The 21,442-nt window shown below is 58.8% G+C and carries 15 protein-coding genes; 9 read left to right on the top strand and 6 right to left on the bottom strand.

What is annotated here, in order from left to right; translation table 11 throughout:
- The first annotated feature begins 11 nt into the window (after nucleotides 1-11).
- Together tkt and GFS31_RS10865 are read left to right on the top strand one after the other, a co-directional pair.
- The gene (gene tkt / locus GFS31_RS10870) at nucleotides 12-2,018 is read left to right on the top strand and encodes a transketolase (protein ID WP_198804853.1); all 2,007 of its coding nucleotides are present in this window, start codon (nucleotides 12-14) and stop codon (nucleotides 2,016-2,018) included.
- An 83-nt stretch (nucleotides 2,019-2,101) separates the two neighbouring features.
- A complete protein-coding gene (locus GFS31_RS10865) occupies nucleotides 2,102-4,264 on the top strand; it encodes a Tex family protein (protein ID WP_198804852.1) in 2,163 nt (720 codons plus the stop codon).
- 112 nt (nucleotides 4,265-4,376) lie between these two features.
- Here GFS31_RS10865 and GFS31_RS10860 read toward each other — a convergent pair whose 3' ends face one another.
- Both GFS31_RS10860 and GFS31_RS10855 read right to left on the bottom strand, forming a co-directional pair.
- A complete protein-coding gene (locus GFS31_RS10860; RefSeq protein WP_198804851.1) occupies nucleotides 4,377-4,751 on the bottom strand; it encodes a hypothetical protein in 375 nt (124 codons plus the stop codon).
- Nucleotides 4,752-4,861: 110 nt separating this feature from the next.
- Nucleotides 4,862-6,397: a S10 family peptidase gene (locus GFS31_RS10855; protein WP_198804850.1), complete on the bottom strand. Its 1,536-nt coding sequence runs from the start codon at nucleotides 6,395-6,397 to the stop codon at nucleotides 4,862-4,864.
- 84 nt (nucleotides 6,398-6,481) lie between these two features.
- On the opposite strand from GFS31_RS10855, the gene GFS31_RS10850 reads away from it, so the two are divergent.
- Both GFS31_RS10850 and GFS31_RS10845 read left to right on the top strand, forming a co-directional pair.
- Nucleotides 6,482-7,387: a transglutaminase domain-containing protein gene (locus GFS31_RS10850; RefSeq protein WP_198804849.1), complete on the top strand. Its 906-nt coding sequence runs from the start codon at nucleotides 6,482-6,484 to the stop codon at nucleotides 7,385-7,387.
- A gap of 90 nt (nucleotides 7,388-7,477) precedes the next feature.
- Nucleotides 7,478-9,337 (top strand): mechanosensitive ion channel family protein, encoded by a 1,860-nt coding sequence (locus GFS31_RS10845; RefSeq protein WP_225907380.1) that lies wholly within the window; start codon nucleotides 7,478-7,480, stop codon nucleotides 9,335-9,337.
- Nucleotides 9,338-9,460: 123 nt separating this feature from the next.
- Here GFS31_RS10845 and crtR read toward each other — a convergent pair whose 3' ends face one another.
- A complete protein-coding gene (gene crtR / locus GFS31_RS10840) occupies nucleotides 9,461-10,348 on the bottom strand; it encodes a beta-carotene hydroxylase (RefSeq protein ID WP_198804848.1) in 888 nt (295 codons plus the stop codon).
- A 412-nt stretch (nucleotides 10,349-10,760) separates the two neighbouring features.
- Between crtR and pyk the strand changes: the two genes are divergently transcribed.
- Nucleotides 10,761-12,548, top strand: coding sequence for a pyruvate kinase (gene pyk / locus GFS31_RS10835; RefSeq protein WP_198804847.1), 1,788 nt, complete (start codon nucleotides 10,761-10,763; stop codon nucleotides 12,546-12,548).
- Between the two features lie 104 nt (nucleotides 12,549-12,652).
- On the opposite strand, the gene psaM is transcribed toward pyk, so the two are convergent.
- On the bottom strand, nucleotides 12,653-12,748 hold the full coding sequence (gene psaM / locus GFS31_RS10830) for a photosystem I reaction center subunit XII (protein ID WP_198804846.1): 96 nt from the start codon (nucleotides 12,746-12,748) through the stop codon (nucleotides 12,653-12,655).
- Between the two features lie 390 nt (nucleotides 12,749-13,138).
- On the opposite strand from psaM, the gene phoU reads away from it, so the two are divergent.
- The 4 genes from phoU to GFS31_RS10810 all read left to right on the top strand — a co-directional run bounded on the left by phoU (nucleotide 13,139) and on the right by GFS31_RS10810 (nucleotide 18,602).
- Nucleotides 13,139-13,834, top strand: coding sequence for a phosphate signaling complex protein PhoU (gene phoU, locus GFS31_RS10825; RefSeq protein WP_317135100.1), 696 nt, complete (start codon nucleotides 13,139-13,141; stop codon nucleotides 13,832-13,834).
- A 374-nt stretch (nucleotides 13,835-14,208) separates the two neighbouring features.
- Nucleotides 14,209-16,590: a ribonuclease R family protein gene (locus GFS31_RS10820; protein ID WP_198804844.1), complete on the top strand. Its 2,382-nt coding sequence runs from the start codon at nucleotides 14,209-14,211 to the stop codon at nucleotides 16,588-16,590.
- Nucleotides 16,591-16,599: 9 nt separating this feature from the next.
- Nucleotides 16,600-17,262 carry a flavin prenyltransferase UbiX gene (locus GFS31_RS10815; protein ID WP_225907379.1) on the top strand — a complete coding sequence of 221 codons (663 nt, stop codon included), beginning with the start codon at nucleotides 16,600-16,602 and terminating at the stop codon, nucleotides 17,260-17,262.
- Nucleotides 17,263-17,567: 305 nt separating this feature from the next.
- A complete protein-coding gene (locus GFS31_RS10810) occupies nucleotides 17,568-18,602 on the top strand; it encodes a hypothetical protein (RefSeq protein WP_198804843.1) in 1,035 nt (344 codons plus the stop codon).
- A 64-nt stretch (nucleotides 18,603-18,666) separates the two neighbouring features.
- Here the strand turns inward: GFS31_RS10810 and GFS31_RS10805 are convergent, their stop codons facing one another.
- Nucleotides 18,667-19,800 carry a CO2 hydration protein gene (locus tag GFS31_RS10805; RefSeq protein WP_198804842.1) on the bottom strand — a complete coding sequence of 378 codons (1,134 nt, stop codon included), beginning with the start codon at nucleotides 19,798-19,800 and terminating at the stop codon, nucleotides 18,667-18,669.
- Between the two features lie 55 nt (nucleotides 19,801-19,855).
- Complete coding sequence (locus GFS31_RS10800) at nucleotides 19,856-21,442, bottom strand: NADH-quinone oxidoreductase subunit M (RefSeq protein ID WP_198804841.1); 1,587 nt, start codon at nucleotides 21,440-21,442, stop codon at nucleotides 19,856-19,858.

Raw genomic sequence — 21,442 nt, 5'->3', positions numbered from 1 at the left:
CTGTTGAAACTATGGCTGTTGCAACCCAATCCCTGGAAGAACTCTGTATTAATTCCATTCGCTTTTTGGCCATTGATGCCGTAGAAAAAGCGAAGTCTGGCCACCCCGGTCTGCCCATGGGTGCCGCACCGATGGCCTACGTGCTGTGGGACAAGTTCATGCGGTTCAACCCCAAGAACCCCCAGTGGTTCAACCGCGACCGCTTTGTGCTGTCGGCGGGCCACGGCTGTATGTTGCAATACGCCCTGCTGTACCTAACGGGCTACGACAGCGTGACCCTAGACGACATCAAAGAATTCCGTCAGTGGGGCGCTCGCACCCCCGGCCACCCCGAAAACTTTGAAACCCCCGGTGTGGAAGTCACCACTGGCCCCCTCGGTCAGGGCATTGCCAACGCCGTGGGTCTGGCCATGGCCGAAGCGCACCTGGCCGCCAAGTTCAACAAGCCCGACGCCACCCTGGTAGACCACTACACCTACGTTATCCTGGGCGACGGCTGCAACATGGAAGGCGTGTCTGGGGAAGCCTGCTCTCTGGCGGGCCACCTGGGCCTGGGCAAGCTGATCGCCCTCTACGACGACAACCACATCTCCATCGACGGCTCCACCGACATTGCCTTCACCGAAGACGTGTCCAAGCGGTTTGAAGCCTACGGCTGGCACGTTCAGCACGTCGAAAACGGCAACACCGACCTGGACGCCATCGCCAAAGCCATCGAAGCTGCCAAGGCTGTGACGGATCGCCCTTCCATGATCAAAGTCACCACCACCATCGGCTACGGGTCTCCCAACAAGCAGGACACCCCCGGTGTCCACGGTGCCGCCCTGGGTGCCGACGAAATCAAGCTCACCCGCGAAAACCTGGGCTGGAGCTACGGCGACTTTGAAATTCCCGAAGACGCCCTCAACCACATGCGTAAGGCCGTCGAACGCGGGGCCAGCCTGCAAGCCGAGTGGGAAGCTACCCTTGCCACCTACCGCACCCAGTACGCCGCCGAAGCCGCCGAATTTGAGCGGATGCTCTCCGGCAAACTGCCCGAAGGTTGGGCCGACAGCCTGCCCACCTACACCCCCGCAGACAAGGCTCTGGCCACCCGGAAGAACTCCGAAGTCACCCTGAATGCCCTGGCTCCGGCCCTGCCTGAACTGATTGGCGGTTCCGCCGACCTCACCCACTCCAACCTGACGGAACTGAAGATTTCCGGCAATTTCCAGAAGGGTAGCTACGAAAACCGCAACCTGCGCTTCGGCGTTCGGGAGCACGGCATGGGCGCGATCTGTAACGGCATTGCCCTGCACAACTCTGGCCTAATTCCCTACTGCGCCACCTTCCTGGTGTTTGCCGACTACATGCGGGCGGCGATTCGCCTCTCGGCCCTGTCCCAAGCCGGGGTGATCTATGTGATGACCCACGACTCCATCGGCCTTGGCGAAGATGGCCCCACCCACCAACCCGTGGAAACCATCGCCTCCCTGCGGGCCATCCCCAACCTGCTGGTGATTCGCCCCGCCGACGGCACCGAAACCTCCGGCGCTTACAAAGTGGCCGTGGAACACCGCAAGACCCCGACTCTGATGGCCTTCAGCCGTCAAAACCTGCCCAACCTGCCCGGTGCCTCCATCGAGGGCGTAGCCAAGGGCGCGTACGTGGTTGATGACTGCGAGGGCACCCCTGACCTGATCCTGATCGGCACGGGTAGCGAAGTCAGCCTCTGTGTAGATGCCGCCAAGGAACTGCGGGCCGCTGGCACCAAGGTGCGCGTGGTTTCCATGCCCTGCTGGGAACTGTTCGACGCCCAGGATGCCGCCTACCAAGAATCCGTGCTGCCCAAGGCCGTCACCAAGCGCCTTGCCGTGGAAGCCGGAATCACCATGGGCTGGTGCCGCTACGTGGGGGCCGAAGGCGACGTCATCGGTGTGGATCGCTTCGGAGCCTCCGCCCCCGGTGGCCTGGTGATGGAGAAGTTTGGCTTTACCGTAGAAAACGTGGTCAGCCGCGCCAAGGCTCTGCTGGGCTAGGCGGCTAACTTAGCTAGGGGGCAACTGATGGGTCTGTACACCTTGGTTGCCTCTCCTCATTGCAACTACCTAGGGCTACCGTTATGCCCCCTTCGGCACCGTCTTTAGTTTCGGTGATTGCTGCCGAACTCAATCTGCACGATCCCCAAGTTCACGCCGCCCTGACCCTGTTTGCGGAAGGGGCGACGGTGCCCTTTGTGGCCCGCTACCGCAAGGAGCGCACCGGAAATCTGGATGAGGTGCAACTGCGGCAAATTGCGGAGCGACACCAGTATTTAACCGAGCTAGAAGACCGTCGCCAAACGGTTCTAACGGAAATTGAATCTCAAGGCAAGCTCACCCCCGACCTGAAGGCCGCGATTCTTGCCTGTCAGCAAAAAACGGAACTAGAAGACCTCTACCTACCCTATCGGCCCAAGCGTCGCACCCGCGCCACCATGGCCAAGGAGAAGGGTTTGGAGCCCTTGGCCCAGCAGATTGAGGCCAGCAACCAATCGGGGCAACGCCTCCAGCTCAGCCAGGTTGCCCAGGGATTTGTGGATACCGAAAAGGGCGTGGTCACGGTGGAGGACGCGCTGCAAGGGGCGGCAGACATTTTGGCAGAACAGGTGGCGGAACGGGCCGACCTGCGTCGTTATGTGCGGGATCAATTATTAAAGCAGGGCCAAATTACCGCCAGCATCAAAAAAGATCATCCCGAAGGCAGCACCAAGTACGAAATGTACCGGGCCTATCACAATCCGGTGCGGTCAATAGCCTCCCACAATTTGCTGGCCCTGCTGCGGGGAGAACGGGAGGGAGTGCTGAAGGTGAGCCTTGAGCTTGAGGCTGAACCCATCCTCAGTACCCTGGCCAAAGGCACGGTAAAAACTTCAGTGCCGGAGCTGCGTCAGTTCTACCAAACCCTAATTCAAGATGCGTACAGCCGACTGATGAAACCCTCGCTGACCAGCGAAGTGATGGCAGAGAAAAAAGCCTGGGCCGATGAGGTGTCGATCCAAACCTTTGAGGCCAATTTGAAAAATCTGCTGCTATCGCCTCCGGCGGGGATGAAGCCAACCCTGGGCGTAGATCCGGGGTTTCGCACGGGCTGCAAGGTGGCAGCGGTAGACAGCACGGGCAAGTTTTTAGAGTACCAGGCAATTTTTCCGCACCAGTCGGCCCAGCAACGGCAGCGGGCGGTGGAAACCTTGGCCGGAATGATTCGCAAGCACCGCATCGAACTGATCGCCATTGGCAACGGCACCGCCAGCCGCGAAACCGATGCCTTTGTGGGAGAAGTCTTGAAGACCCTGAGCCAGCCGCCCGTGAAGGTTTTTGTCAATGAATCCGGGGCGTCCATCTACTCCGCCAGTGAAGTAGCCGCCGCAGAATTTCCTGATTTAGATGTCACCGTGCGGGGGGCGATCAGCATTGCCCGACGGCTGCAAGATCCCCTGGCGGAACTGGTGAAAATTGACCCCAAATCCATCGGCGTGGGGCAATATCAACATGATGTTGATCAAAAACGGCTGAAGCAAAAGCTGGATGAAACCATCGAAAGCTGCGTGAATTATGTGGGCGTAGACCTGAATATGGCCTCCCGCGAGTTGCTCACCTACGTGTCGGGCATTACTCCGGCGGTGGCGAATAATATTGTGGACTATCGCAACACCAACGGCGCGTTTCTGTCTCGCAAGGATCTGCTAAAAGTCAAAAAGCTTGGCCCCAAAGCCTTTGAACAGGCGGCGGGTTTCTTGCGCATTCGCGATGGCAAAAATCCCCTAGATAATACGGCGGTTCACCCCGAAAGTTATGTCATTGTGGATAAAATTGCGGCGGATTTAGGGATTCCTCTCACCCAAATTTCCCAGGCTACGGATCGCCTCAAACGCCTTCAGATTAGTCAGTACACCACAGAAACCGCCGGAGAACTCACCCTCCAGGATATTTTGAAGGAACTGGAAAAACCGGGTCGTGACCCTCGTGATCAGTTTACCTACGCCCGTTTTCAGGACGACATCAACACCATCACCGACCTTAAGCCGGGTATGGTGCTTGAAGGCACAGTTACCAACGTCACCAACTTCGGGGCTTTTGTGGATGTGGGCGTTCACCAAGATGGGCTCGTTCACATTTCCCAACTGGCTAACCGTTTCGTCAGTGACCCCAACGACATCGTTAAAGTGGGCCAAGTGGTCAAAGTTCGCGTGATGGATGTGGATACCAAACTGAAACGCATTGGCCTATCTATTAAACAAGGCTAGGGCGGAAAAACAGGCCCAAAGAACTAGCAAGCCCCCAAAAAAGAAGGTTCGAGATTCTATATCCCGAACCCTTCCTTGTAGTAATGGCCTGAGTCGTAATGGCCTGATTAACCTAGCGAGGTTGAACTTGCTTGGCCATATCCCGGAAGGGAGACATGCTGGGGCCAGGGCGGCGACGGCTGGGCAGGGTGGAACCCACCAAATAGTTAGCCGCAAAGCTGGGAACCGCCGGGGCTGATGGAGCAGATTGGGGAGCTGCTGGTGCAGGCTTAGGCGCAGGGGCAGCAGGGGCGGCAGGGGCAGCTACGGGCTCTGCAACGGCTGTAGCTGCCGCAGGGGCAGGAGCCGCAGCAGGAGCCGCAGCGGGGGCCACATCACCCTCATCGAGTTCCATAAAGAACTCGGATTTTTTGCCGACGCCAAACACGCCTAGGATGGCCTTGAATACGCCGCCAATGATGCCAAAGATTGATTTGATAAAGCCCATAGGTCTGTCCTTCTAACCTGCTTTTCTGAGTTAATTATCAAGTTCCGTTACGCTCTCGCATCAGGTCAAGGGCGATCTAGATACAAAAGTTAACAAAGCAACTCATATTTCTAGGCCAGGGCGGTTTGGTAGAACGCCTGCATGGAGCGCTGCCACTGTTGTCGAGAGGCCTCCCAGGTGTAGAACATATGGCCACCCTGAAAGTGGCGCAGCGTCAGGTTGGGCTGTAGCTCGGGGCTGAGGGCCATGAGATCTACCAGCAGGTTGGAGGAAAAATAGGGCGTGACCAGATCGTAGAAGCCGTGGTTGATGGCTACCTGCATGTGGGGGTTGAGGGCCATGGCCACCCGCAGATCGTCCACGGCACCCACAAAGCCCTGTTTGCGGTCTTTCTCCGACAAAAATTTCCAGGCTTTGAACACGTCGTAGTTCAGCAGGTGGTAGGTGAGGGGGGTGGAAACGCCGAGGGTGCTGCGCAGGTGGTGGTTAATAGCCCCCGTAAACAGGCGATCTAGCCCATCTAGGGTGGGGTCGGTGCCCTCGTTGAGGGGGCGATTGGGGAAGGGATCGAGGGCCGTTACCGAGGCGTCGTAGAGCCCCAGGATGCGGCCCTGATCCCGCAGCAGTTCCCGTGCAAAGGTTTCCATATCCACCCGGCCCCGGTGGCGCTGCACCACATCAAGGGGAAGGCCAATCAGCGCCGCCAGTTCGCCATAGACTCGCTGGCGGTCGTCCTCGGTGGCCAGATTGCCGAGGGCCAAAAAGGGAATCAGGGTTTGGCGGGCAAAGGCTTCGGCCTTGGCGGCGTGGGCGGCTGGGCTGTCGGTGGTACTGACCCGCCCGTGGTAGACGGCGGCAGCGGCCATGGAGGGAATGGTGACGGCCCAGTTGGTGAGGCTGTAGTCGGTGCCGTAGAGCAGGTCAAACTCTAACACCGGGGAAATGATCACAACGCCATTCAGCCCGACGCCAAAATCCTGCTGCAAGTGGCGGGCCAACTTGGCCACCCGAAACCCGCCATAGCTTTCTCCGGTGATGAAAATCGGCGACAGCCAGCGGTTTTGGGCTGACAGATAGCCTTGGATAAATTCCCCTAGGGCCTTGAGATCCCGGTCTGTATCCCAAAAGGTTTTGGCTTTGTCGAGGGTAGCCGTTGCCGACGGGGGATTCCCCTTGGGGTCAGAGGGCAATTCCTCCGATGCGGGGCTGGAATCGCTAGATTTTGATGCGGCCTTAGTTGAAGCACCGTCTTCCTTGGCCAACACCCGACTAAAGCCCGTCCCCAGGGGATCGATAAAGACCAAATCCGTGAATGCTAGCCAGGTTTCGGCGTTGTCCTCAATTTGCACGGGCGGTTTGGGCAGGCCCCCATCCGCTTCAAACACCACCCGCTTTGGCCCCATCGCCCCCATGTGTAGGTAGGCGGAAGCGGCCCCTGGCCCACCATTCACCACAAAGGTTAGCGGTCGCTGGCTGGGGTCGGCGTCATCCACGGTGTAGGCCACGTGGAATAGTTCAGCCACGGGCTGATCGTGCTCGTAAATCAACTGCCATTGGGCATTGGCGGTGTAGGGAACCATGCCCTGGGCGGTGGTGAGGGTGTGTTGGGTGATGCAGCCCTGGCGGCTGGAGGTGGAAGCGGTCATCGAGATCCCTTGAAATGCGGTAACAAAGCCCAGAGAACTGGGAAATGGTCTTATCCTAACTTGTGTCCCTCCAGCCATCCCGCCATGAGCGTTATCTATGATCTAGAGCACGTCACCACCTACCGCTACGCCAAGCCCGTTACCTTTGGAACCCACCGCGCTATTTTTTTGCCGAGGGGTAGCTACGGCGGACGGGTGCTGAGCTACGCCCTAGAAACTAACCTGCCCTCCCAGGTGCGCTGGGTGATGGATACCCTGTCTAACAACGTGGCGGTGATTGACCTGCAAACTCCAGGAAAGGAACTGACCGTCACCTATCGGGTGCGGGGGGAGCACTTCGGCTATCGGGCGGTGCAGGAGTTTCCCCTCGACCCCAGGGCAGAGGAACTGCCCGTGCAGTATACGCCGGACGAATGGACGGATTTAGCCGTCTTTATGCGGCCCCATGCCGAGGACGTTGATGGCCTTGTGGCAGATTGGACACGGCGGTTTGTGCTGGGCGATCAGGACGGTACCTTGGATGTGATCAACCGCATGATGGATACCATCCACAGCACCCTCAAGTATGAAGCCCGCGAGGCGGAGGGCACCCAGGCCCCTGGCGATACCCTGAAAACGGGCATGGGCACTTGCCGCGACTATGCTTGGCTGATGATTGAAGCCCTGCGGCGGCTGGGGTTGGCCTGTCGGTTTGTCAGTGGCTACTTGTATGATGCGGCTTTGGATGGCGGCGATGTGGGCATGACTGGCTCTGGGGCCACCCACGCTTGGCTTCAGGTCTATCTTCCCGGTGCTGGATGGCGCAACTATGACCCCACCAACCGCATCAGCGAAGGCTTTGACCTTGTCCCTGTGGCCATCGCCCGCCATCCCGGACAGGTGATTCCCTTATCGGGTTCCTGGATGGGAGAGGCTTCGGACTATTTGGGGATGTCGGTGCAGGTTGCCATCCGCAAACTCGCCGACCAGCGGGAATATCAAGGGCCATGACGTCGCCCTCACCCCAACTCCTTCGTCCCAACTCCTTCGCCCCCATCGACGTTGATTCAATCACTCACGCTTCAAAGGACAGCACCACGAATGGGCCTTAACCACGCGAAATCTCGATATCCGTTCAGTCCCTTGGCCTTCCGTGGGGCGCTACCTCGGCAGCGATGGCGGCTGTTTTGGATGGCGGTGGCGCTGCTGGGAGCGCTGCTGATCGGGGGCACCCATGCTATGCCGGGGAAAGCTCATGGGGTTCTGGCCCAGACTTCTGCTCCCCCCACTTACGTGGCCCAAACTCAAAACGCTCAAACAACCGCAACCGAGGAAACGGCCCCTGCTCCAGAGACAACCGCCAGCCCGTCAGCTACGCCATTGGCTCAGGGGGGGGCACCACCTAGCCGCCTCGTAGGCAATGCCATCGACGGCTTTCCGGTGGTGCTGGATGGCAGGGAGTTATTTCGGGTCAGGGTGGGCCTTGAGGGGGTCTCCGCCGAGGAACGGGCCGCTATCCTCACCCAGCGCATTCAGGCGGCTGTGGCGGACAGCAGCATTGCCCCCGACGACATTCGGGCGGAAACGGGGGAGACCCAGAGCGTTGTTTTTGCCGGGGATAGCGTGCTGTTTACCGTTCGCCCAGAGGACGAAGCTGTCTACGGTCGGCCTCACCCCGAACTGGCAGCGATGGCGGTGGACTGGATTCAGCAGGCTCTGATCGACTATCGGGAGGCCCGCACCCTCAGGCGGACGGCCACCAACTTAGTCGCTATCGTAGTCAGCACGTTAATTCTGGTTATTTTTCTGCGAGGGCTGTTTTTCCTCTGTTCTAAGCTGTCCAGCCGCATTCAGACCCAGCGGGAAAGCGGTATCCTCGCCCTGCGAATCCGGTCGATTCACCTGCTAGGGGCCGGAGCCACCAGCTACCTGCTCCAGAGCATCATCCAACTGGTGCGGATGGGGGTCGTGCTGTTTGCCCTCTACCTCTATGTGCCCTTTGTGCTCAGCCAGTTTCCAGCCACAGAGGCAATTGGCGACAGCCTGCTGCGAGACATTGCAGAACGCCTTAGTGCCCTGGCCCAGGGGTTTGTGGCCTATCTACCCAACCTGATGATGCTGGGGATTTTGGCCCTCATCACCTACTACGTGATCGAGTTTGCCAAGCAAGTGATTGTCGAACTAGGGCGGCAGGATGTCTACCCCTGGTTCTACCCCGAATGGGTGCAGCCCACCGTTCGCCTTGCCATGTTTTTTATTGTGGCCATCGCCTTTGTGATCGCTGGGCCGTTTTTGCCCGGATTTGGATCTCCAGCCTTTCAGGGGGTGTCGCTGTTTATCGGGGCCTTGCTGACCCTGGGGTCCTCCTCCGCCGTCGCCAACGCCCTGGCCGGAATTATTTTGATCTACACCCGCGCCTTTCGGATTGGCGATCTCATCCGCATTGACAGCATCATCGGCGAAGTGCAGGACAAATCCCTATTTGTCACCCGCGTCATCACGCCCAGAAAGGAAACCGTCACCATCCCCAATGCCTCGGTACTGAACAGCAACGTCACCAACTTCAGCGCCATCTGCCGCGAGGCCGGGGGCTATCTGGTGCTCCAAACTACCATCACCCTCGGCTACGATCTGCCCTGGCGCAAGGTTCACGAGGTGCTGATCGAAGCGGCCCTGGCCACCCCCAACATCCAATCCAACCCTGCCCCCTTCGTTCTGCAAACGGGCCTCAACGACTTCAACGTCAGCTACACCCTCAGCGCCTACACCGCCGCCCCAAACCAAATGCCCCTCATCTATTCGGCCCTACACCAAAACATCCAAGACTATTGCAACGCCGCCGATATCGAAATTCTCTCACCGGGCTACACCGCCCTGCGGGATGGCAACCACTCCACCATCCCCGCCAACTACCTGCCAGAGGACTATATTGCCCCGTCCTTTGGGGTCAAACAGTCCTAAAAACTGAGATTCTAGGGTTCTTGAGACTCTAAGGTTGATCCCGAGCCTATGCTGAGCAGGGTGGGCCATTGTGATGACCTACCCTGCCTGGTTTGAGGTCAAGACGATGACCGTCGCTGAGCGTTAATGGCGCTTAAATCGAATCCCTAGAAACAAGTCGTAGAGAAAGCTAAAGAAGTCCTTTACTTGCAGCAACCCTAGGGACTGAGGTGAACCCTTCTCGTCCAGCAAAGGCCGCATGACTTCGTAGGTGGGCTTGTATTTGTACCAGGGCACCGAGGGCCACAGGTGATGCACCAGATGGTAGTTTTGGCCCATGATCAGCACGTTTAGGACGGCACCAGGATAAACGCGGGCGTTCTTCCAGCGATCCCGTTCCTCGAAGGGGCGGTGGGGCAGGTAATCAAAAAACAAGCCCAGGGCAATGCCGACGACCAAGGCCGGGGAGAACCAAAAGTTGAAGATGTAGCCCAGGAAGTCAAACTTCCAGGCGGCAAACACCAGCAGGGCGACGGCCAAGCGGCCCAAGAACCACTCCAGCAGCTCCCAGTTGCGCCAGAGTTGGCGTTTGAAGAAGTAAATCTCGTGGTAGAAGAAGCGGGCGGCAATCAGCCACAGCGGCCCTCCGGTGGAGACGAAGTGATCCGGATCGTTTTCAGGATCGTTCACGTGGGCGTGGTGCTGTAGGTGCACGCGGGTGAACACCGGAAAGGAAAAGCCCAAAATCAGGGCGCTACCGTGGCCGAGAACGGCGTTGACGATACGGTTGCGATGGGCAGAATTATGAGAAGCATCGTGAATGACCGTCCCGGACAGGTGGAGGGACAGCACATTCATCAAAAACACGCACCAACTGGGCCAACTCCACAGAAAGTAGCCCACAGTGGAAACGCTGATCAAGCCTACGGAGGCCAGAAACATTATGGTATTCGGACTTAAGCCGCCCTCAGTTTTCAACAACTCAGGGGGCACCGTTTTTCGTATCGTCAGGGGCTCCGTTGCCGCCGACATGTTGCATCGCTCCTACACCAGTATCCTCGGTAGTATACGTTACGGCGCGGCGTTAATAAAGTTTTGTGACGGACTATCGGTAAAAATCTCAGTCACGGGGGCTGGGGGCGGCTAGAAGCGTTTTCTGGGGCGGGTTTCGTGAATTACCCCCCTTTCTTTGCCTAGGACGCCGCCGGAATCGGTGAGGTAGGGCAGGATGACCTCGGTTGGATCAAAGTCATCGGCGGGCGTCGATGTTTGGGCTCAGATTTGCTTTAGAGTGACAAAATCCCAATTTTTATGTAAAGGTTGTCTGCCTTGATGTAAAGGTTGTCTGGGGATAGAGGTTGTCTGCTGGGCATCCCAACGGGGTTTGACCCCCTGATTTTGCTTGCCTCTGGGTTGTCGTTCAGTTCATGTTAGAGAGTTCACTATGCCGCTGAGTACCAATCACCGCCGTACTAAAATTGTCGCCACCATCGGCCCTGCAACCCAGAATGCTGACGTGCTCCGTGCCCTGATTGAAGCCGGGGCCACCACCCTGCGGCTCAACTTTTCCCACGGTAGCCATGAAGACCACCAGCGCAGTATTCGTCTGATTCGCCAGGTGTCCTTTGAGTTGAACCAGCCCGTGGGCATTTTGCAAGACTTGCAGGGGCCGAAGATTCGCCTGGGCAAGTTCGAGCAGGGGGCGATTCAACTGGCGAAGGGCGATCCCTTTGTGCTCACCAGCGAGCGGATTTTGGGCACCCAAGAGCGGGCCTGCGTCACCTACGACAAGCTGGCGGAGGAAGTCCCCGTTGGCTCCACCATTCTGCTGGATGACGGCAAGGTGGAAATGAAGGTGGAGGGTGTGGATATCAATGCCCAGGAACTCCACTGCCGCGTGGTGGTGGGTGGTCTGCTGACCAACAACAAGGGGGTCAACTTCCCAGGGGTGTACTTGTCTATCAAGGCGCTGACCGACAAAGACCGGGAAGACCTGATGTTTGGCCTCAACCAGGGGGTGGACTGGGTGGCCCTCAGTTTTGTCCGCAACCCCCAGGATGTGCTGGAAATTAAGGAAATCATTGCCCAGGCCGGAAAGCCTGTGCCCGTGATCGTCAAAATTGAAAAGCACGAGGCCATCGAACAGATGGAGGCGATTCTGTCGCTGTCTGACGGGGTGATGGTGGCGCGGGGCGATTTGGGGGTGGAACTGCCCGCTGAAGATGTGCCGATTCTGCAAAAGCGGCTGATTGCCACCGCCAACGCCCTCGGCATTCCGGTGATTACCGCCACCCAAATGCTGGATAGCATGGTGTCTAACCCGCGCCCCACCCGCGCTGAGGTATCGGACGTGGCCAACGCCATTTTGGACGGCACCGATGCCGTGATGCTCTCCAACGAAACGGCGGTGGGCAAATTCCCCGTAGAAGCCGTGGCCACCATGGCGCGGGTGGCGGTGCGTACCGAACAGGAGGGGCTGGATCGTCGCGATTTGGAAAACAGCGGAGCCTACTCCATCCCCAACGCCATTAGCCAAGCCGTGGGGCGGATTGCCTCCCAGCTCAATGCGGCGGCGATTATGACCCTGACCAAAAGCGGATCCACCGCTCGCAACGTGTCGAAATATCGGCCTCAAACGCCGATTCTGGCCATTACGCCCCATGTGAATGTGGCTCGCCAACTGCAACTCGTGTGGGGCGTCAAGCCGCTGCTGGTGCTGGATTTGCCTTCCACCACCCAAACTTTCCAGGCAGCGATGGGGGTGGCCCAGGAGAAGCACCTGCTCAACGATGGCGATCTGGTGGTGCTAACGGCAGGTACCCTGCAAGGGGTGTCGGGCTCCACGGATTTGATCAAGGTGGATGTGGTGACAGCGGTGCTGGGCCGGGGCGTGGGCATCGGCGAAGCTTCCGTCAGCGGTCGGGCTAGGGTGGCCCACAGCAGCCTGGATATCAACGACTTTAATGAGGGCGAAATTTTGATTGTGCCCCGCACCAGTGCTGATTTCGTCGAAGCCATCCGCCGCTCTGGGGGCATCATCACCGAAGACGAGAGCCTGACGGGCCACGCGGCGGTGATCGGCCTACGCCTAGGAGTTCCGGTGATTGTAGGGGTGAAAAACGCCACGGAAATTATCCGCGACGGCACCATCCTCACCCTCGATACCCGCCGGGGCCTCGTGTACGCCGGAGCCCGCAGTGCTACTCACACTGGCCCTAGTTTGGGTCTGTAGGGGATCGCCTCACAAGACAAAAGCCCCTAGCTCTGCTGAACTAGGGGCTTTTATATCGGATGATGAACGGGGCGTTGATGGTGGTTGAGCCCCATCCTGAGAGGCTATTTGTACAGTTCGGTGGACAGTCGGAAGGCCAGGAAGCCGGGGATTAGGGCCAGAGCCAGGGCGATGTAAACCTGGGTATCAGAAAGCGCCATAGAACAATTCCTCACAAACGGTGTGAACGATGGATGACAGACTTGTCTAGACCTGATTGTTAACTAAGTCGGTCTTTTCTTCGCTGGGGGCCGGGGTAACTGTTACACAGCTTAATGGTCTACAAACGTCAGGGCCATTGAGCCGAGCTGGTGGGCTACCGTCTTCAGGCATCGTCACTTCCGTGGGTGCAATCACCAGGATCAGGGCCTTGAGGTTCAGGGTATTGGGGAAACTTGGGCAATTTTGGGGAAAGTTAATGCCAAGCTAACAAAACCTTGTTCGAGGGCCAACACGGCATTTCGTCTCAGGGCGCTATAGTTTTTCAGTAGGCTAGGCGCGACTACTCCGCCAAGCCCTTGGATTGGAACAACCCCAGGGAGAAACGATTGGTGCAGGACTCGGATCCATGGTTGACGCCCTCAACCCCTGTAAACACGACGCCCCCCCTGCGCAGCGAGTTTGAGCGTCAGTTGCTCCGGGTACAGCGTGATCTATTACGCATGGGTGCCCTCGTGGAAAATTCCTGCGTGCTCGCGCGCGATGCCCTCTGTGATCGCAACCTGGAGGCGGCACAACGGTTGCGAAGTCAAGACAAACAGGTGGATCGGTTCTATCGCCAAATCGAAGTAGACTGCATGCACCTCTTCACCCTGCCTGCCCCCGCCGATGCTGATTTGCGCCGGGTGGGAGCCTTTATTCAGATGGTGCGCGACCTCGAACGCATTGGCGACTACGCCAAGGATTTGGGAGATGTGGCGATCAAGCTGTTTCCCTATCCTGCCCACCCCCTGATGGGCCGCGTGAACACCATGCTCGACCGCTGCCGATCCATGGTGGCCATGAGTCTGCTGGCCCTCTCGGAACTCGACGCCACCGCTGGCCTAGACATTAAGCAAAAAGATGACGCCGTAGACAACGACTACGAAGAGCTGTACAACCTCCTCGCCCACCAGACCAACATCACCGGATCCATTGAGCCGACGGTGCTGCTGGTGCTGGCCATTCGCTACATGGAACGCATCGCCGACCATGCCACCAACGTGGGCAAGCGAGTGGCCTACATGATTACTGGAGAGCGCACCTAGCCCCCCCTAGCCCCCCTCAGGGTGCTTCCCCGCCGCAATCCATTGCAAAACGTAACGCGATATTGACAAAAACATTTGACAGCGTCCCATTTGTTGAGACACTGTAAAAGGTAGGTCTTGCTAGTTCCGTTGCCGGATTGAGCAAGCCACGGCGTTTGGCCGTTCCGACCCCATTCAGGCTGCGGTCAAACCGTTCGATTCACGGCTGGCGGTGGGCCTCCCATCCAGTTCTGTTCCCAGTCAGCCCCTGAATCAACCTCCCTCGCGATGGCTAGGTTACAAGACCCAGGCGTTACTGCCCAACTCCGCGATGGATGACCCACCCCGAATTAGGCCCGAGTCAGACACGAATAATCCTTAGGAATGATCGCTACATGGAATTTTCGATTGCGGCATTACTCGCGAGTTTTGGCAAAGACAAAACCCTTACCCTGAAACACCTCGAAAAGAAGCTCCACTGCACCACCGACACGAGTCAGCGAGACTTGCAGATTGCCGTAGACGCCCTAGAACGCATTGGGGTGTTGGTGAAAGAGCGGGGTAAATATCGGCGCAACTCTGAGGATGGCGTGGTGGAAGGCAAGCTGCGCTGTTCCAGCAAAGGCTTTTGCTTTGCCATCCAAGATGAGGAAGGGGCCGAAGATATCTACGTGCGGGAAAGCCACCTGAATACCGCCTGGAATGGTGATCGAGTGCTGGTGCGCGTGACCAAAGAAGGCAGCGGACGACGCAGCCCCGAAGGTGAAGTGCGGCTGATCTTAGAACGGGCGAATGCCTCGGTGTTGGCCCGCGTCAAGCAGGAAGCGGAAGACTACCGGGCGGTGCCCCTGGATGATCGGCTGCTGTTTGAACTGTCTTTGTTGGCCAATGGCGGCAATCTAAACGAGGCCGTCGATCAACTGGCCCACGTAGAAATTGTCCGCTATCCCCTCGGCCAAAACCCTCCCCAGGGGCGGGTGGCGCAAATTTTGGGCAGCGATGCTGAAGCGGCCTCCGACCTCGATATCGTCCACTGCAAGCACGACCTGCCCCGCCAGTTTTCTGATCGGGTGCTGGCGGAAGCCGAAGCCCTGCCCACCCGCCTAGGCAAAACGGCCCTCAAGGATCGTCTAGACCTGCGCGAGGCCCTCACCCTCACCATTGACGGCCCCAACGCCTCGGTGATGGACGATGCCCTCACCCTCGACAGAACCGAGGCGGGCCACTGGCGGCTGGGGGTTCACATCTCCGACATTACCCACTACATCCCGGCCCATTCCGCCATTGATCAAGAGGCGGCTAGGCGCGGTACCTCGGTGTATTTGGGCGATACGGTGATTCCTATGCTGCCGCCGCCGCTGTCGGGTAGCTTGGGTTCCCTGGAGGTTGGTAAGGATCGGCTCACCCTGTCGATGCTGGCCACCCTAGACGATACCGGGCATGTGCTGGAGTACGAAATTCGCCCCTCGGTGGTGAATGTGAACTATCACGTCACCTACCAAGAGGCCCAGGCTGTTCTAGAGCGGGATAACCCTGACGCGCTCAGCACCCTAGGGGTAGACGCGAAGGCCCTGAAAAAGCTCGCCCCCATCTACGATCTCCTAGACAATCTGCTCTACCTCAGCCAAGCCATCAAGCGGCAGCGGCTCCATCGCGGATCCTTCGAGCTCAACCTACCGGAGTACGACTTCCCCGCCGATGCCGAAGAACCCCTGGCCCACTACCGCTCTCCCAAGTTCCAGTACGACGACGAGGGCTTGCTGGGCGTCATGGTGGTGTCGGCAGGGGTGTCTTCCCGCCCCCTGGTGACGGAATGTATGCTGCTGGCGAATCAACTGGTGGCCCAACATCTGGTAGCCCTGGGCGTTCCAGCCATCTATCGACTGCACCGCGCCCCCGACCCCAACGACGTGCAGGAACTCACCAAGCTGGCGGAAAACATGGACATCCAGCTCACCCTAGAAGCCGAAGATGCGCCCCAGCCCAAGGATTATCAGCGGTTTGTGGAGCAGTTTGCCGACTCCAGCGCCGAGAAAATCCTCACCTACCTGCTGCTCGAAACCATCCAGCCCGCCTTCTATAGCACCCATCCCTCCCAGCACTTTGGCCTGGGCTTGGCCGAGGGCTACACCCATTTCACCTCCCCTTCCCGCCGCTATGCGGATTTGGTGGTGCATCGCATCCTCCATGCGGTGTTCGAGTCGGGCCGAGATCGTCGCTCCACCCGATCTAAGGACGGTGTGGATTTGCACCATAGCGCCTGCCACGGTCAAATTAGCTGGAATGTGCTGCCCCCCGAAATTCAACACGATCTAGAGGACGACCTACCCCGCCTTGCCATCCACCTGACCGAACGGGAACGGCTGGCCCAGGAGGCCGAATCTGACCTAGAGGGGCTGAAAAAGGCCGAATTTATGCGCTCCCACACGGGGGAAGTTTTCCACGGGCTGATTACGGGCGTTCAGTCCTACGGCTTCTTTGTGGAAATCGAAGAGCTGCTGGTGGAAGGGCTGGTGCATGTCAGCTCCCTCAAGGACGACTGGTATGAGTATCGCGCCCGTCAGCAAAAACTGGTGGGCCGTAAAAACCGCCAGCAATACCGCCTTGGCGACAAGGTAGATGTGCAGGTGAAGAGCGTCGATTACTATCGTCAGCAGATTGACCTAGTGGCCGTGGGTGGCGGCAGTCAAATGCCCGACGACGAAGAAAACCCCGCCTACGACGAGGACGCCCCTGAAACCGCTGGATCTGACCTTAGCAGCGACGAGAGCGAATAGGTTGTGACCATGCAATCCATGCCCCAGCCCCCGGCTCGGCCCTTGATTGTGGGGATCACGGGAGCCTCCGGGCTGATCTACGCCGTCCGTACCCTCAAGCACGTCCTAACGGCGGGGGGCACGGTGGATGTGGTGGCTTCCAAGGCCTGTCAAATGGTGTGGCAGGCCGAGGAAGGTATCCCCATGCCCCTCGACCCCGAACGACAGGCCCAATTTTGGCGACAGCAGGCTGGCGTTGAGGCCGCAGGTACCCTGCGCTGCCATCCCTGGGGCGACGTAGGGGCCTCCATCGCTAGCGGATCCTTTCGGGCGGCGGGCATGGTGGTGATTCCGTGCAGCATGAGCACCGTGGCACGGCTGGCGGCGGGCATGAGCTCCGACCTGCTGGAACGTGCCGCCGATGTGCAGCTCAAGGAGGGCCGCAAACTGGTGATTGTGCCCCGCGAGACCCCCTTCAGCCTCATTCATCTGCGGAATTTGACGACCTTGGCGGAAGCTGGAGCCCGCATTGTGCCTGCCATTCCCGCCTGGTATCACCATCCCCAAAGCATCGAGGATTTGGTGGATTTTGTTATCGCCCGCGCCTTAGACCAGCTCGATATCGACTGCGTACCCCTCAACCGCTGGCAGGGCCATCTGCCCCATGAGATTGCACCGCCAGAAGATTCCTGATGTTCGGGAGAACCCCGGTTTTTCACCGACTGCTCCAGCAACCATGGGCTGCTTAAGCTCAGTAGATCGCAAAGTCTTGTCGCCCTCACCCCCAGCCCCTCTCCCAGGACGGGAGAGGGGAGCCAGAGCCTTGTTCAAAGTCCCTCTCCCAACATGGGAGAGGGATTTAGGGTGAGGGTGAGCTTACGACAAAAGAGCAGGTTTGTGAGCTACTGATCTCACAAACCGGGGTTTGGGGTTCGCATTCAGGCAAGTCGCCCAGCACGATAGGATAGGCAAAGCCGTTGACCGAGAGGATTGAGGCCATGGCAACAACACGTTGGGTTGTGGGACTACTGGCGCTGGGCACGCTGCTGCTCCTGGGCCTGCAAAATTTGTCTCTTAGCTTGCCTCTGGTGTTCCTGGGGGGGCGCACCTTGGCCCTGCCCGTGGGCCTTTGGCTAGTGCTGGCCATTCTTCTCGGCGGGTTGACCACCCTAGCCATGAATGCCATCGTGGGGCCACCTACTCGAGGTAAATCCTCGCGCCATCGCTACAAGTACGAGCCCCAACCCTTCTACGAGCCTGCCAATCCCAACGAGCCTTCTCGTCCTAGCGATGTTGACCGTCGCCAAGAGGTGCAATCTTCCGCTGATGCCGCCGCCCGATCCGTTCCAGCCGATGGTTCTTGGCGCGATTGGACGGATCTGGAATCTCCCACCCAGTGGAGCAGTTGGGACGATCACCGTCGCCCCGAACCTGCACCCCAGCGACCTCCAGCGGGAGCACCGCCGCGATCTCCCCATCCCTCTCCATCCCCAGGCACTTTCCGATCTCCCCTGAGCTGGTTGGGTCGCCGCCCAGACGATGGCCCAGACCCACGGGTGCAGGAATCGTTGCGGGAAATCACCGACGACTGGGATGACGTTGATCCCCGATCCTACCGTTCCTCTGGTGTTAGCCCCGTGGAGGAAAGCCTGGAGGAGATCACCGAAGGCTGGGACGACATCGACGGTCAGCCTGCCCCCGACTCCTACGGATCGGAACCTCACCCTGCCAGGGCCTACGAAGCCCCGAAGCCGCCCACCCAGGTCTATCGAGACGGATCAATTTACTCCTACAGCTATCGCGAACAGGCCGAATCCGGCCAGACTGACCGCATCTATGCTCCCCCCGATGATATCTATGGGGATCGCGACGACAGCGGCTATGACCCTGACTATGGCGAAGATAACTATGGGGACGCCTACGAGGACGAAGAGCCTAATTCTCCCGATCTCGATGATGAGGGTGTGGTGGATGCCGATTTTCGGGTCATTATCCCTCCGCCCCCAATTGACTCGCCCAAGGCTACAGAATAGTGGCGGTCTAAAGTGGTTGCCCTTTCCCCTAGTCAATCGCTGCCAATCGTCCCCGGTAGTGGCTCTAAAGCTGCACCACATCCAAACGGGAGGTCATCAGCCGATCCATCCAGGCGGCGAGAAAATCCCGGTTGGCGACCTGCTCTTGGGGGTTCGTGGTGTCGGCGGCGTGGGGCAGCAAGCCTTGCAACGAGGCACTGGTGACGCAAAACATGGATTTTTGGAAGCTTTGGCAAATCTTCACCCGCACATCATCCAGGCCGCGACCGCTGGCGAGGTAGAACTCGGTCAAATAATCCGGCAGAAAGTGGCGCATATCCTGCATCAGCAGCGTCGGGGGAATGCCCGCACCGCCCACGGGGATGGGGTCGGCGTAGAGGGCACCGTACTGGAATTGGCCCTGTTCGGCGGGGATTTGGTTGGCCTGGGCGTTGTAGGAGACCGTGCCCAAAAACGGCGCACCCCGGAAAAAGACGGCCTCCACGTAGGGCACCGCCACATCCATCAAAAAGGTGAGCCCTGCCGATTTGGGCATGAGGTCGTAGGTTTGGCCGTTGATGTTGACGCTGTAGGTAATCGGGTTACTGGCGGCGGCAACCAGGCCCGCTTTGATGAAGGCCACTACTTCGGGAATCGTGTTGACCTTGCCAGCGTCGTAGGCGTCGGAGAGGTCAATGAACAGGTCGCTCATCACCCGCCAAAACTGGCCGAGGGCGCTGTAGTAGGCGAGTTGGCGCACTTGCTCGGTGAGGAAATCGGGAAAAACGGCGTTGATGCTGCGTACAAGGGGATTCGATTTCGTTTTGGCCGTGGTGGCTGTGCGACAGAGGGCTAGGAATTCTTCGGAGTCCAAGTACTCGTCCATTTTGCCGCCGCCGTGCCAGAGCATGGCCTTCATGCAGTATTCGGCGTACTCGAAGTTGATGCGGTCGTGCCACCAGTGCTTGAGTAATTTCCCGAAGGACACCTCACCATTGAAGTATTTGAAAAAGGGAAACAGCACCAAAAACTGATGATCGGCGATGTAGATCAGGTTTTTCGAGTAGGCATCCAGCACCACCCCGTAGCTTTTGAGGATGCCCACCACCTCCAGCACGTTGGTGTCCGAGTGCGGCAGCAGGGCATCCGCCGACAGCAGACGGTCGATGAATGGCTCTAGGGGATGCACCGACGCGGGTTTGGGGAGGGTGTGGGTCATGGCTGTGAGGTCTCGATAGGGCTATCGGCAAGGGGGGCGGCGGGGGGATGGACGATCAGGGAAGCAGCGGGGTCGTTGCTGGGGCATCCATCACTAGGGTATCGGCGACGAGGGACTCGTTCAGGGGAGCCATCCGTAGGATGCTGGCCTGGACAAAGCCTTGGTAGGGTTCGTGGAGGGCGAGGGTGGTGTGTTCGCTCCAGCGGGCCATCCAGTTGGGCTGAAGGCCAAAGGCGATAATCAGGCTGGCCAGGGCCAGGGCGGGCAGGCGGTCGCGCCAGGTCACACCCGGCAGGTCAACATCCAACTGGGGGGAGCCACTGGGGGGAGCCACCGCCAGCCGTCCAAAGAAGGCCCGATTTACCAGCAGCAGGAAGTACACCGCCGTCAGGCCCGACCCCACCATGCAAAGCAGCGTTTGCACCGGGAAAATTAGGAAACTGCCCCGAAACACCAGAAATTCCGAGATAAAGCCCACCATGCCGGGAATCCCTGCACTGGCCATCACCCCCAAAATCATCAGGGAACCGACGAAGGGTAAGCCCCGCTCTGGGTTCAGCAGGCCGCGCAGTACGGTGAGATCGCGGGTGCCCGTGGTGTGGTAGACCACCCCCACCAGCAAAAACAGCAGGCCCGAAATCAGCCCGTGGCTCACCATTTGGAACACCGTACCCACAATGCTGAGGGGGGTCGAAGCCGCCGCTGCCAGCAGCACATAGCCCATGTGACCAATGGAGCTGTAGGCCACCATTTTTTTCATGTCGGTCTGGGCAATGGCCGCGAGGGAACCATACAGAACGCTGATCACCGCCCAGGTCGCCATCACCGGAGCCAGGGCCATCCAGGCATCGGGGAACAGGCCCAGGCCAAACCGCACCAGGCCGTAGGTGCCCAGCTTCAGCAGCACCCCCGCCAGCAGCACGGAAACCGGAGTAGACGCCTCAACATGGGCATCGGGCAACCAGGTATGGAAGGGAAACAGCGGTACCTTAATGCCAAAGCCAATCAGCAGCGCCACCAGCAGGATGATTTGCTGGGCCAGGGGTAACGCTGTCGCCAAGCCGCTGTCGTAGTCAAAGCTGGTGTTGCCCGACAGCCACACTAGGCCCAGGAAGGCACCGAGGATCAAAATCCCCGAGAGAGCGGTGTAAATCAGAAACTTGGTGGCCGCATAGCCCCGCCGTGCCCCGCCCCAGATGGCGATCAGCAGGTACAGGGGAATCAGTTCTAATTCGTAAAAGATGAAGAACAGCAGCAGGTTAGCCGAGAGGAACGCCCCCGCCACGGCACTGCTGATCACCAAAATCAGCGCGTAATACAGCCGAGGCCGATGCAGGTGGGGGTCGCTGATGTAGATGGCGACAATCCCCAGCAGGCTATTCACCACCAGCAAGGGCAGGGAAAGACCGTCCAGCCCTAGGCGATAGCTGAGGCCCAGCGGCTCTACCCAGGGCAGCAATTCCTCAAACTGAAAGCCCGGTGTAGTGATGTCAAACTGGGTCGCCAGAAAAATCACCCACAGCAGCGTTAGGCCGATGGTGCCGCCGCTGACCCATTTTGCGGTGAGCGGCGTAATTTTTCCGGGCCAAAGGATAACCGCCAGTGCGCCAATTAACGGGATCAGAATCAGTACGCTCAGCAT

Source organism: Leptolyngbya sp. BL0902 (genome assembly GCF_016403105.1).
Lineage (GTDB): Bacteria > Cyanobacteriota > Cyanobacteriia > Phormidesmidales > Phormidesmidaceae > Nodosilinea.
The sequence above is the reverse complement of the archived record's forward strand: the minus strand, read 5'-3'. Positions and strand labels throughout refer to the sequence as shown.

Coding starts and splice junctions, on each gene's coding strand:
- tkt (WP_198804853.1), top strand. CDS start 12: ATGGCTGTTGCAACCCAATCCCTGGAAGAACTCTGTATTAATTCCATT.
- GFS31_RS10865 (WP_198804852.1), top strand. CDS start 2,102: ATGCCCCCTTCGGCACCGTCTTTAGTTTCGGTGATTGCTGCCGAACTC.
- GFS31_RS10860 (WP_198804851.1), bottom strand. CDS start 4,751: ATGGGCTTTATCAAATCAATCTTTGGCATCATTGGCGGCGTATTCAAG.
- GFS31_RS10855 (WP_198804850.1), bottom strand. CDS start 6,397: ATGACCGCTTCCACCTCCAGCCGCCAGGGCTGCATCACCCAACACACC.
- GFS31_RS10850 (WP_198804849.1), top strand. CDS start 6,482: ATGAGCGTTATCTATGATCTAGAGCACGTCACCACCTACCGCTACGCC.
- GFS31_RS10845 (WP_225907380.1), top strand. CDS start 7,478: ATGGGCCTTAACCACGCGAAATCTCGATATCCGTTCAGTCCCTTGGCC.
- crtR (WP_198804848.1), bottom strand. CDS start 10,348: ATGTCGGCGGCAACGGAGCCCCTGACGATACGAAAAACGGTGCCCCCT.
- pyk (WP_198804847.1), top strand. CDS start 10,761: ATGCCGCTGAGTACCAATCACCGCCGTACTAAAATTGTCGCCACCATC.
- psaM (WP_198804846.1), bottom strand. CDS start 12,748: ATGGCGCTTTCTGATACCCAGGTTTACATCGCCCTGGCTCTGGCCCTA.
- GFS31_RS10820 (WP_198804844.1), top strand. CDS start 14,209: ATGGAATTTTCGATTGCGGCATTACTCGCGAGTTTTGGCAAAGACAAA.
- GFS31_RS10815 (WP_225907379.1), top strand. CDS start 16,600: ATGCAATCCATGCCCCAGCCCCCGGCTCGGCCCTTGATTGTGGGGATC.
- GFS31_RS10810 (WP_198804843.1), top strand. CDS start 17,568: ATGGCAACAACACGTTGGGTTGTGGGACTACTGGCGCTGGGCACGCTG.
- GFS31_RS10805 (WP_198804842.1), bottom strand. CDS start 19,800: ATGACCCACACCCTCCCCAAACCCGCGTCGGTGCATCCCCTAGAGCCA.
- GFS31_RS10800 (WP_198804841.1), bottom strand. CDS start 21,442: ATGCTGAGCGTACTGATTCTGATCCCGTTAATTGGCGCACTGGCGGTT.